14 protein-coding genes and 1 pseudogene are annotated in these 14,497 nt (G+C 65.7%); 5 read left to right on the forward strand and 10 right to left on the reverse strand.

What is annotated here, in order from left to right; translation table 11 throughout:
- The first annotated feature begins 98 nt into the window (after nt 1-98).
- Complete coding sequence (locus G6N43_RS02955) at nt 99-1,661, forward strand: FAD-dependent oxidoreductase (protein WP_083155897.1); 1,563 nt, start codon at nt 99-101, stop codon at nt 1,659-1,661.
- Between the two features lie 37 nt (nt 1,662-1,698).
- Here G6N43_RS02955 and G6N43_RS02960 read toward each other — a convergent pair whose 3' ends face one another.
- The 6 genes from G6N43_RS02960 to G6N43_RS02985 all read right to left on the reverse strand — a co-directional run bounded on the left by G6N43_RS02960 (nt 1,699) and on the right by G6N43_RS02985 (nt 7,744).
- Nucleotides 1,699-2,847 carry an acyl-CoA dehydrogenase family protein gene (locus tag G6N43_RS02960; protein WP_083155899.1) on the reverse strand — a complete coding sequence of 383 codons (1,149 nt, stop codon included), beginning with the start codon at nt 2,845-2,847 and terminating at the stop codon, nt 1,699-1,701.
- Between the two features lie 3 nt (nt 2,848-2,850).
- Nucleotides 2,851-4,002, reverse strand: a complete 1,152-nt coding sequence (locus G6N43_RS02965) for an acetyl-CoA C-acetyltransferase (RefSeq protein ID WP_083155900.1) — start codon at nt 4,000-4,002, stop codon at nt 2,851-2,853.
- Between the two features lie 47 nt (nt 4,003-4,049).
- Nucleotides 4,050-4,628, reverse strand: coding sequence for a TetR/AcrR family transcriptional regulator (locus tag G6N43_RS02970; protein ID WP_322790423.1), 579 nt, complete (start codon nt 4,626-4,628; stop codon nt 4,050-4,052).
- A 114-nt stretch (nt 4,629-4,742) separates the two neighbouring features.
- Nucleotides 4,743-5,894: an acyl-CoA dehydrogenase family protein gene (locus tag G6N43_RS02975; RefSeq protein ID WP_083155904.1), complete on the reverse strand. Its 1,152-nt coding sequence runs from the start codon at nt 5,892-5,894 to the stop codon at nt 4,743-4,745.
- Nucleotides 5,895-5,952: 58 nt separating this feature from the next.
- The gene (locus G6N43_RS02980; protein WP_083155962.1) at nt 5,953-6,597 is read right to left on the reverse strand and encodes a TetR/AcrR family transcriptional regulator; all 645 of its coding nucleotides are present in this window, start codon (nt 6,595-6,597) and stop codon (nt 5,953-5,955) included.
- A 133-nt stretch (nt 6,598-6,730) separates the two neighbouring features.
- Nucleotides 6,731-7,744 carry a zinc-dependent alcohol dehydrogenase family protein gene (locus G6N43_RS02985; protein WP_234810215.1) on the reverse strand — a complete coding sequence of 338 codons (1,014 nt, stop codon included), beginning with the start codon at nt 7,742-7,744 and terminating at the stop codon, nt 6,731-6,733.
- A 354-nt stretch (nt 7,745-8,098) separates the two neighbouring features.
- On the opposite strand from G6N43_RS02985, the gene G6N43_RS02990 reads away from it, so the two are divergent.
- Complete coding sequence (locus G6N43_RS02990; protein WP_179967959.1) at nt 8,099-9,235, forward strand: glycoside hydrolase 5 family protein; 1,137 nt, start codon at nt 8,099-8,101, stop codon at nt 9,233-9,235.
- A 2-nt stretch (nt 9,236-9,237) separates the two neighbouring features.
- Here G6N43_RS02990 and G6N43_RS02995 read toward each other — a convergent pair whose 3' ends face one another.
- Together G6N43_RS02995 and G6N43_RS03000 are read right to left on the reverse strand one after the other, a co-directional pair.
- The gene (locus tag G6N43_RS02995; protein WP_083155910.1) at nt 9,238-9,603 is read right to left on the reverse strand and encodes a nuclear transport factor 2 family protein; all 366 of its coding nucleotides are present in this window, start codon (nt 9,601-9,603) and stop codon (nt 9,238-9,240) included.
- A complete protein-coding gene (locus G6N43_RS03000) occupies nt 9,590-10,294 on the reverse strand; it encodes an SDR family NAD(P)-dependent oxidoreductase (RefSeq protein ID WP_083155912.1) in 705 nt (234 codons plus the stop codon). The genes G6N43_RS02995 and G6N43_RS03000 overlap by 14 nt, the downstream gene beginning before the upstream one ends.
- A gap of 122 nt (nt 10,295-10,416) precedes the next feature.
- On the opposite strand from G6N43_RS03000, the gene G6N43_RS03005 reads away from it, so the two are divergent.
- Nucleotides 10,417-11,349 carry a LysR family transcriptional regulator gene (locus G6N43_RS03005; protein ID WP_083155914.1) on the forward strand — a complete coding sequence of 311 codons (933 nt, stop codon included), beginning with the start codon at nt 10,417-10,419 and terminating at the stop codon, nt 11,347-11,349.
- Between the two features lie 42 nt (nt 11,350-11,391).
- Here G6N43_RS03005 and G6N43_RS30930 read toward each other — a convergent pair.
- A pseudogene (locus G6N43_RS30930) lies at nt 11,392-12,885 on the reverse strand (YbfB/YjiJ family MFS transporter); the annotation flags it as partial.
- Between G6N43_RS30930 and G6N43_RS03015 the strand changes: the two are divergent.
- Together G6N43_RS03015 and G6N43_RS03020 are read left to right on the forward strand one after the other, a co-directional pair.
- Nucleotides 12,787-13,197, forward strand: a complete 411-nt coding sequence (locus G6N43_RS03015) for a YciI family protein (RefSeq protein ID WP_083155917.1) — start codon at nt 12,787-12,789, stop codon at nt 13,195-13,197. The pseudogene G6N43_RS30930 and the gene G6N43_RS03015 overlap by 99 nt on opposite strands.
- Nucleotides 13,197-14,363 carry an RNA polymerase sigma factor gene (locus G6N43_RS03020; protein ID WP_083155919.1) on the forward strand — a complete coding sequence of 389 codons (1,167 nt, stop codon included), beginning with the start codon at nt 13,197-13,199 and terminating at the stop codon, nt 14,361-14,363. The genes G6N43_RS03015 and G6N43_RS03020 overlap by 1 nt, the downstream gene beginning before the upstream one ends.
- On the opposite strand, the gene G6N43_RS30830 is transcribed toward G6N43_RS03020, so the two are convergent.
- Nucleotides 14,356-14,484 carry a hypothetical protein gene (locus tag G6N43_RS30830; protein WP_263991808.1) on the reverse strand — a complete coding sequence of 43 codons (129 nt, stop codon included), beginning with the start codon at nt 14,482-14,484 and terminating at the stop codon, nt 14,356-14,358. The genes G6N43_RS03020 and G6N43_RS30830 overlap by 8 nt on opposite strands.
- Between the last annotated feature and the right edge of the window lie 13 nt (nt 14,485-14,497).

The raw sequence follows: 14,497 nt of genomic DNA on the forward strand, positions 1-14,497 counted from the left end.
GGCGGCTCTTAACGGGTTGATCGCATGCACCTGGTGCGTGGAATCAACCCGCTAAGCCAACGTGAAGCCTGGTATCGAGAACTAATCGGAGAACGACTTTGACCTTCGTCATCACGCAGAACTGCTGCACGGACGCCAGCTGCATACCGGTTTGCCCGGTGGACTGCATACGCCCGGTACCCAACGGCACCGCCGCACCGATGCTCTACATCGATCCGAACACCTGCGTCGACTGTGGGGCGTGCATGGCGGAATGCCCGGTCGGCGCGATTTACCACGAGGACGAGTTGCCCGCGGGCCAGCGCAGGTTCCTTGACATCAACGCGGCGTACTTCGACAAGACCGCACTGAAAGTGCGTGATACTCAGGCGAAGCCGGCACCCCGACCCCTCGAGCGTGGTGCGCTGCGCGTCGCCATCGTCGGCTCGGGCCCGGCGGCGTGCTACGCAGCGGCCGAACTCGTGCATACGCCAGGCGTCGAGGTGCACCTCTTCGATCGACTGCCGACGCCGTTCGGCCTGATTCGTTCTGGGGTTGCCCCGGATCACCAGGCGACCAAGCAGATCGTGTCGGTGTTCGAGCCGGTTCTGGCGAGCGACCGGGTGAGCTGCCACTTCAATGTCGAGGTGGGTCGCGACGTCACGCACGCCGAACTGACCGAACACCACGACGCGGTGATCTACGCGGTGGGCGCCTCACGCAGCCGCGATCTCGGGATTCCCGGCGAGCATTTGGCCGGTCACCATGCCGTCGCCGACTTCGTCGCCTGGTACAACGGACACCCCGACCATGCTCATCACGAATTCGACTTCGGCACCTCCCGCGTTGTGATCATCGGGAACGGCAACGTCGCCCTGGACGCCGCACGTGTCCTCGTCTCCGACACCGAGACGCTGGCGCAGACCGACATCGCCGACCATTCGTTGCGGGCACTAGCCGCAAGCGCGGTCCAGGAAGTCGTGCTGCTGGCGCGGCGCGGCGCGGCCCACGGAGCGTTCTCGGTGGGCGAGCTGATCGCGCTCGGGGAGCTGCCAGGCGTCGACGTGGTCGTGCGGGGTGAGCTCGGGGAACGCCCCGACGATCTCGATGGCGCGCTGAAGTATGACCTGATCACCGAGTATGCGATGCGCCCCCGAACTCCTGGGAATCGTGTCGTGGCTCTGGTCTTTTCCGCGCCACCGCTGGAACTCGTCGGCACCGAGAACGTCGAGGGTGTTCGCCTGGAGACCGGAATTATCGAGACCGGGTTGGTGTTCCGGTCGATCGGTTATCGCGGGGCGGCCATCGACGGTGTGCCGTTCGATGAAGCCGAGGGCCGCGTGCCCAACGACGAAGGACGGGTAGTCGACGCTGGCGAACCGCTACCCGGCGTGTACGTCGCCGGGTGGATCAAACGAGGTCCGCAGGGCGTGATCGGCACCAACCGTACGTGCGCGCAGCAGACAGTCGGCCATCTGATGGAGGACTTCGCGGCCGGCAAGCTGCGTCGGAGGTCGGACGACGACATCAGCGAGCTGTTGACCAGACGCGGTGTGCAGGCGGTCGATTGGGCTGGATGGCTGGCGATCGACGCCGCGGAACGGGCCCGCGGGGCCGCCGCGGCACGCCCGCGGGCCAAGTTCGTGGAAGTCGGCGAACTAGTGGGGGCCGCGCGGATCTGACCGCGCGGCCCCGTCGCAAGAATTCCGTGATGGTCCGCTAGGCCACCACGTCGCGACCGATGATCTCTTTCATGATTTCGGTCGTGCCGCCGTAGATCGTCTGGACGCGGGTATCCATGTACGCCCGGGCCACCGGATACTCGGTCATGTAGCCATAGCCGCCGTGCAACTGCAGGCACCTGTCGAGGACTCGCTTCTGCAGCTCGCTGATCGACCACTTGCCTTTGGCAGCGTCGACCGCGGTCAGCTGACCCGCGTTGTAGGCGCGCACAGACTGGTCGACGTAGCACTGGGCGATGTCGATCTCGGTCGCCATCTCCGCGAGCTCGAAACGCACGTGCTGCTTGTCGGTCAGTGGCGCACCGAAGGCGTGGCGTTGCTTGCAGTAGTCGACGGTCATGTCGAAGATCGCCCGTGTGGTGGCAATTGCCATGGCGGACACCCCGAGACGTTCACGGGGCAGATGGCTCATCAGATACTGCAGACCGTAACCTTCCTCGCCGATCAGGTTCGCGGCGGGAACCTCCGCGTCGCGGAAGTACAGTTCGGCGGTGTCCTGTGCGGGCAGGCCGATCTTGTCCAGTTTGCGTCCCCGCTCGAAACCGGGCGTATCACGTTCCACCACAAACAGACTCAGGTCACGCGAGCCGCCCGCCGAGCCCGTTCGGGCGGCAACCACCACCAAATCGGCCATGATGCCGCTGGAGATGAAGGTCTTCTGTCCGTTGAGGATCCAGCGATCACCGTCCCGCTGCGCGGTGGTGCGGATGCCGCGTAGATCGCTGCCTGTTCCAGGCTCGGTCATCGCGAGCGCGCCGATGATGTCGCCGGTCGCAAATCCGGGCAGCCAGCGCTGGCGCTGCTCATCAGTGGTCAGGTCAAGCAGATAATGCAGGACGAGGTCATCCTGCAGGCTGACCGTCAAACCGAAAGAAAGCGCATTGATTCGGGCGACTTCCTCACACACCACCATCCGGTATCGGTAGTCGGGTTCGCCGGAGCCGCCGTACTCCTCGCCGATCTGTAGGCCGTAGATCCCCGCTTTCGCCGCACGGGCGAACACCTCGCGGTCGATCCATCGCGCGGCGTCCCAATCATGCTGGTGCGGAACCACTTCGCGGGCGAGGAACTCGCGGACCGTCTCGCGGTACGCCTCGTGATCGGGTTCGTAGAGAGTGCGGAGCATGCCTCAGATCCGTTCGATGATGGTGACGTTCGCCTGGCCACCGCCTTCGCACATGGTCTGCAGGCCGTAGCGGCCGCCCGTGCGCTCCAGCTCGTGCAGCATCGACGTCATCAATCGGGCGCCGGTGCAGCCGATCGGATGGCCGAGCGCAATGGCGCCACCGTTAGGGTTGACCTTGGCCGGGTCGGCGCCGAGCTCGGCAAGCCAGGCCAGGACGACCGGGGCGAACGCCTCATTGATCTCGACGACGTCGATGTCGTCGATCGACATGCCGGCACGCTTGAGGGCATGCTGGGTCGCGGGTATCGGTGCGGTCAGCATCATCACCGGATCGGCACCGCGGACCGACATGTGGTGGATGCGGGCCCGCGGGGTCAGCTTGAAGCGGTCGACGGCGTCCTTCGAAGCGATCAGCAGCGCAGCTGCGCCGTCGGAGATCTGGCTGGCGACAGCAGCGGTCAGCACCCCGCCCTCGATGAGGGTGGGCAGCGTGGCCATCTTCTCCAACGACGTGTCGGCCCGGGGTCCCTCGTCGACGGTCGCGTTCGCGAAGGGCGTGATCTCACGTGCGAAGTGGCCGTCCTTGATGGCTGCCAAGGCGCGCCGATGGCTTTCCAGTGCGAAGCGTTCGTTGTCTTCGCGCGTCAGCTTCCAGTGTGCCGCAATCAGTTCCGCGCCGCGGAACTGTGAGATCTCCTGGTCGCCGTACCGGGCCTGCCAGCCTTCACAGCCCGTCCACGGGTCGCTCGAGCCGAACGGCTCGCCCGCGCCGAATGCCGACAGGATCGGGTACTGGCTCATCTTCTGGACGCCGCCCGCGACGATCAGATCGGCGGTGCCGCTCATCACGCCCTGCGCGGCGAAATGCACTGCCTGCTGGGCCGATCCGCACTGCCGGTCGATGGTGACACCGGGCACCGATTCGGGCAGTCCCGCTGCCAGCGCGGCGGTACGCGCGATGTCGCCGGCCTGGGAGCCGATGTTGTCCAGGCAGCCGAGAATCACGTCGTCGATGGCGGCGGGGTCGATGTCGTGGCGCCCCACCACCGTTTGGATGACGTGCGCCGCCATGTCGGCGGGGTGAGCCCCGGAAAGTCCACCGCCCCGCTTCCCGACGGGAGTGCGGACAGCGTCGACGATATAAGCTTCGTTCACTCAATTAATTTAACATAGAATCAAAACTGGGGAAAAGCCCGAGCGGGCTAGCGGCGTGAACCGTTGGTGCGCTTACGGCGAGCCGGTGCGGTGGCCGGGCTCAGGCCGGCGCGGACGATGCTCTGAGCGTTGGCCACGACGGTGTCGACCGAGGCCCGTCGGGGATTCCACCACTCCGCCGACCAGTTGAGAGCACCGAGCACCAGTGCGAGTGCGATGCGGGTGTCGAGGTCTGACCGAAGCTGTCCTTCGTCGGCGGCCTCGGTGAACAATTTCATCCACAACGCGTTGTAGGCGTTGGCCTCCTTCTGTTGCCTGGTGCGCAGATGCTCCGGAATCTGACCGGAGTTGCGGATGGAGGCCGTGGCGTAGTCGGACAGCTCGAGTTCGTGGCGCAGATGTGCGTCCACCGCGGCCATGATCTTCTCGATCGGTTCGGTGCCGTCGGGCAGATTGTCGAGCGTCTCCTGGAGATGGCGACGCATATCGCCGATGCCCGCGAACATGACCTCTTCGATCAGGTCCTCACGCGAGGGGAAGTAGTAGTAGATGGCGGGCGCCTGCAGCCCGGCGTAGTCCGCGACGTCGGTCAACCTGGTCCCGGCGTAGCCCTTGACACTCAGCACATGTGCCGCCGCGTCGAGGATCCGCGCCCTGGTGCGCACGGATTTCGGATCTGACTCATCAGGGGTCTGTCTGCGGCTGCCTGGGGCCATAGGTCAGATGCTAGTGACGAGACGTCAGATTGTGCCTCGCGAAACCAGCTGGGAGGCGATTACGTTGCGCTGGATCTCGTTGGTTCCTTCGCCGACGATCATCAGCGGCGCGTCGCGGAAGTAGCGTTCGACGTCGTATTCGGTCGAGTAGCCGTAGCCACCGTGAATACGCACGGCGTTCAGGGCGATCTCCATGGCGACCTCGGAGGCGAACAGCTTCGCCATGCCGGCCTCCATATCGCAGCGTTCGCCGCTGTCGTATTTCTCGGAGGCATACCAGGTCAACTGGCGCGCCGCGGTGAGCTTGGTGGCCATATCGGCCAGGTAGTTACCGATGGATTGGTGCTTCCAGATCGGCTGGCCGAAGCTCTCCCGCTGCTGGGCGTAGGCCAGCGAGTCCTCCAGCGCGGCGGTGGCCACCCCCAGCGCCCGTGAGGCCACCTGGATACGCCCGGTCTCCAGCCCCTTCATCATCTGCGCGAATCCCTTACCAGGGGTGCCGCCCAGGATGGCCGTGGCCGGAATGCGGTAGTTGTCAAAGGCCAGCTCGCACGATTCGACGCCCTTGTAGCCGAGTTTCGGCAGATCCCGCGACACCGTCAGACCGGGGCCGTGTTCCACCAGCACGATAGAGATGCCCTTGTGCTTGGGTGTGGCGTTCGGATCGGTCTTGCACAACAAGGCGATCAACTGTGAGCGCCTGGCGTTGGAGATCCACATCTTCGCACCTGAGATCACCAGATCGTCACCGTCGGCCTTGGCGACCGTCGTCATCGCCTGCAGATCCGAGCCGCCGCCGGGTTCGGTCAGCGCCATCGTCGCGCGCACCTCGCCGGTGGCCATCCGCGGCAGATAGGTCTGCTTCTGTTCCTCGGTGCCGAACAGCGCGAGCAGCTTAGCGACCACCGTGTGCCCGCCCATCGCCCCGGCCAGGCTCATCCATCCGCGCGCCAACTCCTGGGTGACCTGGGCATAGCAGGGAGTCGACACCGGCGAACCGCCGTATTGCTCGGGCACGGCTAAGCCGTAGATCCCGATCTGCTTCATCTGCTCGATCCAGCGCTCCGGATACGCGTTGGCGTGCTCGACTTCCTGCACGGTGGGCTTGACCTCGCGGTCGATGAACTCCCGCACCGTCTGAACCAGGAACGCCTCTTCGTCGCTGAGCGTGGTCATTGCGACAGCATAGTCAGAATTTATTGCGGATTAAAATTTGGGGTAGGGCAGCTATGGCCTACACGTTGGCGCCCAGGCCGTGTCGGATCACTGATTGCGCGTTGGCGACCACCGCGTCGATGGAACCGCGCCGGGGGTGCCACCATTCGACGGCCCAGTTGAGGGCGCCCAGGACGAGCATCTGCGCAATGTAGAAGTCCAAATCGGCGCGTAGTTGTCCGTCGCGTGCCAGATCATTGATCAGCTTGCGCCAGATCTCTCCATAGCGTTCCTCCTCGCGGATCTGGCGTTTGCGAATCGTGAGGGGCACCTGTCCGGCGTTGCGGATCGATGCGGTGGTGTAGTCGGAGATCTCCAATGCGTGGCGCAGATGGGCTTCCGCGGCGGTGAGGAGGCGTTCCATCGGTGCTGTGCCGTCGGGGAGTTGGTCCAGGACGGCGGCGACGTGCTCGCGCATGTCGGCGATGCCCACCCACATCACTTCTTCGATGAGGTCGTCGCGTGATGCGTAGTAGTAATAGATGGCCGGGGCGCGTAGCTCCGCCCGCTCCGCGACGTCGGTGAGGCGCAAACCGGCATACCCCTTCGCGGACAGGACGTGGGCCGCGGCATCGAGGATGCGGGCCCGGGTGAGGGCCGATTTCGAGTCCTCGACCTGTTCCGTGGCCGGGTCCGACGGTGGGGCGGCGTTGCGCTTTGCCATCGGATCATCGTAAGGCCGCGTGCCCACGCACACGCCTGCGCGCCTTGAGACCGCGGTGAGGGCCGCCTCCATTCTTGGGCACCACGCGCCGGACTCACGTCTGCGCACAACATGATTAGTGGCAACGCCGTCCTCAGCTGCCTATTTCGATGACCACCTTGCCGAACGGTCCGCGGTCGAGCCGGTCCAGGGCGTCGGGAAGGTCCGTCATCGGGTACCGCCGGTCGATGACCGGCCTCAGCCCGGTACGGTCGACCGCGTCGACGAGTTGTTCGAGTGCCCGCCGGTGCCCGGTTCCGATGCCTTGAATGACGATGTCCTTCAACATCAATGGCATCACTGGCGCGCTGATCTCGAACCCTTCCAACGCCCCGATCTGATGGATCGTGCCGCCGACGGCGGTGACCTGCACAGCCGTGCCGAGGTGGGCACCGCCGACGATCTCCAGGACGTGGTCAGCCCCGTGGTCAGCGGTGAGCTTGTAGATCGCCTCGACCCAGTCCGGCCGGTTGCGGTCCACTCCGTGATCGGCGCCCAAGGCCAGGGCGCGATCGAGTTTGGTCGCGCTTCCGGACACGATTACCTGTGCACCATGCACCTTGGCGATCTGGATACCGAACAGCGATACGCCACCGGTGCCTTCGACCAGCACGACGTCACCGGCGCGTACGCCACCACGTTCGACGAGCGCGAACCACGCGGTGAGACCGGCGCAGGGCAGCGTGCTGGCCTCGGCGGGCGACAACGTGGCCGGCGCGCGCACGAACCACTCCTCGGAGAAGCGCACGAACTCGGCGAGCACGCCGGGGGAGAAGCCGCCAAGTGTGCGGTACGAGGGAGTGCGTGCATCGCCTCCGCGGCGGCCGTCGCGCCAGCCGGGGGTGAACGTCGAGATGACGCGGTCGCCAACCGTGAACCGGGTGACGCCGTCGCCCACCGCGACCACCGTTCCGGACAGATCCGATCCGGGGGTGAACGGGAACTGCAGCGGCAAGCCGCGTCCCGTCTCGACCACCATCTTGTCGCGGTAGTTCAGCGATACCGCCGCCACCTCGACCACGACCTCGCCGGCTCCAGGTTCGGGCACCGAGACCTCTCTCAGCGCCAACCGATCGCGGCCGATACCGTCCATCTCCCAGCGCCGCATTCGACGTGTTCTGGCTTCGGGCATTCCTGCGGCAACGAGGGTGGCCCCGCGGGTTATTCCGGGTCGCGCCGATAGGGGGCACGATCCCGACCGAGGCCGTCGGGATGACGAACGAGTCCGGTCGTGAGAAACCGTCGAGATGAATCAGCGTTGTGGGAGTCGCGTACCCCGCCCGCTACCTGCTGTCCGACGAGTCACGGTTCATGACCCGTCAGCAGATCCTTCTCGACGGGGTGCCACTGGTCCGGTGAGCAATCTTCTCCGTCCGCGTTTCGATAACAATTCGAAACCTGTTGTGTTGCAACATCAGACATGCGGGTCGGTGAAACCGTTCGCGGACCCTATTGTCACAAGGTGCACCGCAGAACCGCCCTGAAACTGCCGTTGTACCTGGCAGCAGCCGCGGCACTGACCAAAATCCCCCTCGCCTCGGCTGCGGAAGGTCGATGGTCGGCTGAGCGTGCTCACGCCTGGTACGAGGCTCAGGGTTGGCTACTCGGCGCGAACTACGTCACCTCGAACGCCGTCAACCAGATCGAGATGTTCCAGGCGGGCACGTACGACCCGCGACGTATCGACGGCGAGCTCAGCGTCGCCAGGCGCATCGGGATGAACACGATGCGGGTGTTCCTCCATGATCAGCTGTGGGCCACCGACCGGGCGGGGTTCAGCCGCCGGCTCTCCGAGTTCGTCGCGATCGCGGCGAGCCACCACATCAAGCCGCTCTTCGTGCTGTTCGACTCGTGCTGGGATCCGTTACCGCGGGCGGGCCGTCAACGCGCGCCGATCAAGGGGGTGCACAACTCCGGCTGGGTGCAGAGTCCGGGGGCGCACCGGTTGCAGGATCCGGCGTACACCCGCGTCCTGCAGAGCTATGTCACCGGCGTCGTGGGACTGTTCCGTAACGATCCGCGCGTCCTCGGCTGGGACGTCTGGAACGAGCCGGACAATCCGGCGCGCGACTACAAAAATGTGGAACACCCGGACAAGCTGGAACTCGTCGAGGCGTTCCTGCCCCACGTCTTCCAATGGGTGCGGGCCGTCAATCCGGTTCAACCGCTGACCAGCGGTGTGTGGCAGGGCCATTGGCGGGACCCCGCCGGCCGCAGCTCGATCGCCAGCCTGCAACTCGAGCTCTCGGACGTGATCAGCTTCCACAGCTACGGCGATCCCGGCGAGTTCGAGGCCCGCATCGACGAGCTCACCCCGCTGGGACGGCCCATCATCTGCACCGAGTACCTGGCCCGACAGCTGGGCAGCACTGTGGAGGGGATTCTTCCGATCGCCAAGCGGCGCAACGTCGGCGCGTACAACTGGGGCTTCGTCGCCGGACGGACGCAGACCTACTATCCGTGGGACTCGTGGCAGAAGCCGTACACCACGCTTCCCCAGACATGGTTCAGCGATCTCATCCACCCTGACGGACGGGCCCACGACGACAACGAGATTCGCTTCATTCAAAAGCTCGCGGGAGTGGCCCGCCCCACCTGAGGTCACTTCGGCGCAGGACTGGCCTGGTAGGACACGATCTGCCAGTCCTTGCTCGTGCGGATGACGACGACGCCGATACGCAGGTGTACGGACTCCCGGTCGTGATACGCGAACTCCGCAGCCACGTAGCCGAGCGCCATATCGAAGCTGAGCCGACGGGATTCCAGGATCTGGTAGTCGACCGTCATCCCCGGTGGCTGCGTGTCGTAGTAGTCGTAAACTCCCTGCGGCCCAACGCTGTACGGGCGCAGCCCCTGAAAAATCGCCTGGTCGCTGAATACGCTGGCCACCAATGCCGGATCGTGAGCGTCGATCCCGTTCTTCCACTGGTCCAGCAGCGCGCGCAGAATCCCGTCAGCGTCCTGCACTTTGACCACCGTCCACGTGCACGATGTCGCCGGTGACGAAGCCGGCCTGCTCGAGGTACAACACCGCGTCGACGGCGTCGTCGACGTGCCCGAGTCGCTCCATGGGATTCAGCGATGCCAGGGCCTCGTGCGTCGACGGGTCATGCATCGGTGTGCTGATCACCCCGAGAGCGACCGAGTTGGCCCGGATCCCGCGACCGGCGTACTCGACTGCCAGCGCCTTGGTCGCAGCGTTGAGTCCACCCTTCGTCAGCGAAGCCAGCGCCGACGGCGCTTTCGAACTGGCCTGGTCGACCAAACTGGTGGAGATGGTGACGATGTGGCCGCCTGCTTGCATCACCTTCAATGCGGAACGGGTGACCTCGAAGAAGCCTCGCGTGTTCACTCCGGTGATCGCCTCGTAATCGGCGTCGGTGTATTCGGTGAACGGTTTGGCGATGAAGATACCGGCGTTGTTGACCACGGTGTCGACACGACCGAACCGTTGCATCGCGGCGTCGACTATGCGTTGGCCGACGCCTGGCGCCGAGATGTCACCTGCAACTGTGAGCACCATCGGGTCGTCGCTCTCGCCGATATGTCGGGAGTTGGCGACGACGGCGTAGCCCAGGTTGCGGTACCCCTGCACCAGTCCGGCACCGATGCCCTGGGAGGCACCGGTGATGATGGCGACTCGAGTCGAAGTATTCATGATCGTCCCTTTCCTCGTTCCTCGCGGTATGCGTGGCTCAACGTGGTGAGGACAGCGGTCATGCCTGGCAGACGCGACGAAACGGCTCCCTGCTGAGAGGCTGGGACTACTAGGCTGGGCCGATGGAGCTGCGGCAGCTGCGATACTTCGTCGCCGTGGCCGAGGAGCTGAACTTCGGTCGCGCGGCTCAACGTCTACGCATTGCCGGTCCGTCGCTGTCTCAACAGATCAAGGCTTTGGAACGCGACCTCAAAGTGACGCTGTTCGACCGGGACCGGCGCTCCGTCGTACTCACACCCGCAGGCACGGCGTTGCTTCCGGATGCGCGAGCGCTGATCACCGCAGCAGACGAGTTGCGCAGGCGGGCAGGCGGTCTCGGAGCATCTCAACCCGTCCGCATCGGCTACGTGAACTGGTGTCCGACTGACTGGGTCGACCGCGCGGCAGGAGTCGCACAGTTGCGTGTGGACACCTGGGTGATGCCGTCTCACGCACAGGCCGCACGGGTGGCCGAAGGCAACCTCGACCTCGCAATCTGTTGGGTTCAGAACAGTGACCTGGAGTCACTGTCGCTACACGCTCGGCTCATCGGGGTGGATCGGCTGTATGCGCTCGAAGCCGGCTCCGATGAGTCGCCCGTCGAGGCACGCGACACCGTGGTTCTCGTCGATGCCGACGCCGCCAGTTGGTCGTCGTGGAATCGATACGGCGAGCAGTTCGCCGCTGCCACCGGTGCTCGCATCATGCGGACCGACGACGGTGGTGTCACCGGTCCCACGTTCTTCGAGCATGTGCGGGGGTTGGGTTGCCCCGTCCTCAACAACCCGAAGGGACAGGACGAGCCGCTGCCGAGAGATCTCGTGCGGAGGCCGGTTGTCGATCCGTCACCGTTATGGACATGGTCGCTCGTGTGGCGGCGCAGTGAGGACAATCCGTCGGTCCACGCTTTGATAGACGAATTCACGCGGGGTGTCGGGGATTTCAGTCTCGGCGACGCTTCGATCTGGTTGCCTGCCGACGATCCGCATCAGGCCCGCGACGACGGCCGCAGCTAGTACGGTGACCGCCGCCACCAGCAAAGCTGGCCGGTATCCTTCATGCAGCAACGGGCTTACCGCCGCGGGACCGACGATTTGACCGACCGAGTAGCCGACGGTCAGCAGTGCGACAGCTCGCGGGTACCGGAGCAGTCGGCCGGCCGCCAACGAGAGCGTGCTGACACCGATGAACGTGCCACCGAAGAGCACCGCTCCGATCAGTGCGGCCGCTACCCCGCCGAAGCAGCTTGCGATGGCGATCCCCACAGCCTGCACGCAAAGTGCCGCCACGAGCAGTCCCGGGTGCGACCACCGAGCACTGAGCGCGGCCCACAGTGCGGCCGACGGCACAGTCGCAAGACCGACGACCAACCACGTTCCGCCGCCAAGCCAATGGGGTGCGCCCTGAGCCACGGCGGCGACGAGAAACGTGCCGGCAATGATGTATCCGACGCCCTCCAGGGTGTAGCTCGCGGCGAGCAGTGCGAAGGCGCGGTGCGGCGGACGAGCCTCGACATCGTTCGGCGGTGTCCCCGGCGACGGGGCTTCTGGCGCCGCGCGCATCGCCCATGCGACGGCGGCCAATACGGCGGCCGCAGCCGCCGAGGTCAACCACGCCAGCTGCCAGTGCCTGCTGGCCAGCACCAGAACTGCAGACAGCGCGATGCCGCCGCCAACCCCGCCTAGTCCCCAGCCGGCCAGATGGGCTGGCTGTCCGTGCAGATGCTGCAGCAGGGTGTTGACGGCGATCACGAACACCAGCGCGCTGGTGAGTCCTGTCAGGGCTCGCAGCGCCAACCACTCAATTGCGTTGGTGGCCAGAGGCATTACCGCCAGGCTGGCTACGAGCACGGTAAGCGAGACGCGACAGACACGGACGGAGTGTGCGGCTCTTGGCCAGATGGAACCGGCCAGCGCGCCGGCAAGGTAGCCCCCGTAATTGGCTGTTGCCAATGCTGCTGCGGTGTGCGGGGCAAGAGCTGCCTGCGTTGTCATCAGCGGCAGGATCGGCGTGTACACGAATCGGCCGATACCCATGGCGGCGGCGAGGGCCGCGGCGCTCCGCACGATGTGTCTGTGATGGTGCATCTGCCCATCGTGGGACGGCGTGATCGCGCCGGCCAGGACGGAAGCACTCGCAGCTGGAAGGGGTTGCCTCCCAACCGAGGGGAGAGCCCGCAGCGCCCGCAGTATTGACGTGAGCGACGAAGCTCGCAGAGTCCTCCCTTCTGCGGTGGTGGCGCATGGGGTCCCGTCGCCGACGACGGCATCCCCGGCGACAATGCGGCCGACGGCGGCATACCGGCGCCGTCTCTGGTGCCGAACACCAACGGCACGATGGGCCTTCCCGGCACACCTGAGGTCTAGGCCGGACGGGATGTCGAGGACACCGTGACGGCTCCGTCCCAGGGGTGAGCGATCAACAACGGTCGCCACACTGATAGGGAGGAAGCCATGCCCAAGTACCTGTTTCTCAAGCACTACCGGGGCGCGCCGGCGTCGGTCAACGATGTGCCGATGGACCAATGGGCGCCTGACGAGGTCAGGGCCCATATCCAGTACATGCAGGACTACGCCGACCGGCTCAGAGACAGCGGCGAGTACGTCGACAGCCAGGCATTGATGCCCGAGGGGGCCTGGGTGCGCTATGACGGTGAGGGCAAGCCACCCGTGACTGATGGGCCATTCGCGGAGACCAAGGATCTGATCGCGGGGTACATGATCGTCGACGTCGACTCCTATGAGCGTGCCGTCGAACTGGCCGGAGAGTTGTCGGCGGCGCCCGGCGCCGGCGGGAAGCCGATCCACGAGTGGCTCGAGGTACGACCGTTCATGAGCGGCGACCACCTTCCTCCCGCCGAGTGATGTCCGCCGCCGCGGTCGACGAAGCGCGACTCCGGGACCTGATTCCCGGTGTGTTGGCCGCGCTCGTTCGCCGTGGCGCCGACTTCACGGCCGCCGAGGATGCTGTGCAGGAGGCGCTGATCCGGGCCTGGGAGGCATGGGTGACGGGGTCCGCTAACCCACCCGACGATCCCAAGGGCTGGCTGATCACTACCGCGTGGCGGCGCTTCCTCGACCTCACTCGTTCCGATATCTCGCGTCACCTTCGTGAAGAGAAGGTGTTCAACGAGCCGCCGCCCGGGCCGGTCGAATCCACCGACGACACCCTCGAGCTCTACTTCCTGTGCGCACATCCGAGCCTCACGCCGTCGTCGGCCATAGCGCTGACGCTGCGCGCCGTCGGGGGTCTGACCACTCGACAGATCGCGCAGGCCTACCTCGTGCCCGAAGCGACGATGGCACAACGGATCAGCCGGGCCAAGCGGACCGTCAGCGAGGTTCGGCTCAATCGTCCCGGCGACCTGCGCACGGTGTTGAAGGTGCTGTATCTGATCTTCAACGAGGGGTACAGCGGCGACGTCGATCTCGCCGAAGAAGCGCTCCGGCTGGCCCGCCAGCTGGCCGGGATGACCGACGACGAAGAGGTCGCGGGCCTGCTCGCGCTTTTCCTGCTGCACCATGCGCGGCGGCCGGCCCGTACCCGCGCCGACGGCAGCCTCGTGCCGCTGGCCGAGCAGGATCGGACGTTGTGGCGCCGAGACCTGGTTGCCGAAGGCGTCGCGGTGCTGCAGGCAGCGCTCGCCCGCGACCGGCTCGGCGAGTATCAGGCGCAGGCCGCGATCGCCGCGCTGCACGCCGACGCGCAGAGCGCCGGCGAGACCGACTGGGTGCAGATCGTCGAGTGGTACGACGAGCTCGTCGCGCTCACGGACAGTCCGGTGGTACGGCTCAATCGTGCCGTCGCCGTCGGAGAGGCCGATGGGCCGCAGGCGGGGCTGGCGGCGCTCGCTGAGCTCGACCCGACGCTGCCGCGTTATACCGCCGCGCTCGCCCATCTACGTGAGAAGACAGGTGAATTCGACTCGGCCGCAGATCTTTACGCGCAGGCCGCCGCGCAGGCGCACACCGTCGCCGAACGCAACCACCTCACCAGGAAGGCGGCCACGCTGCGTCACAGGATCACGTAGCCGAGGGCTTATCGACTTCGTCTTCGGGCAACGGAAGCGCCTCAGCGCCAGGTGTGGCGGGCGCCAGGACGTCCTCGTCCTTGACGGGTTTGGACGCGGCGTGCTCATCGGGTGTGGTCATGTCTGCTCCCGTA

Source organism: Mycolicibacterium moriokaense, from assembly GCF_010726085.1.
Classification (GTDB): Bacteria; Actinomycetota; Actinomycetes; order Mycobacteriales; family Mycobacteriaceae; genus Mycobacterium; species Mycobacterium moriokaense.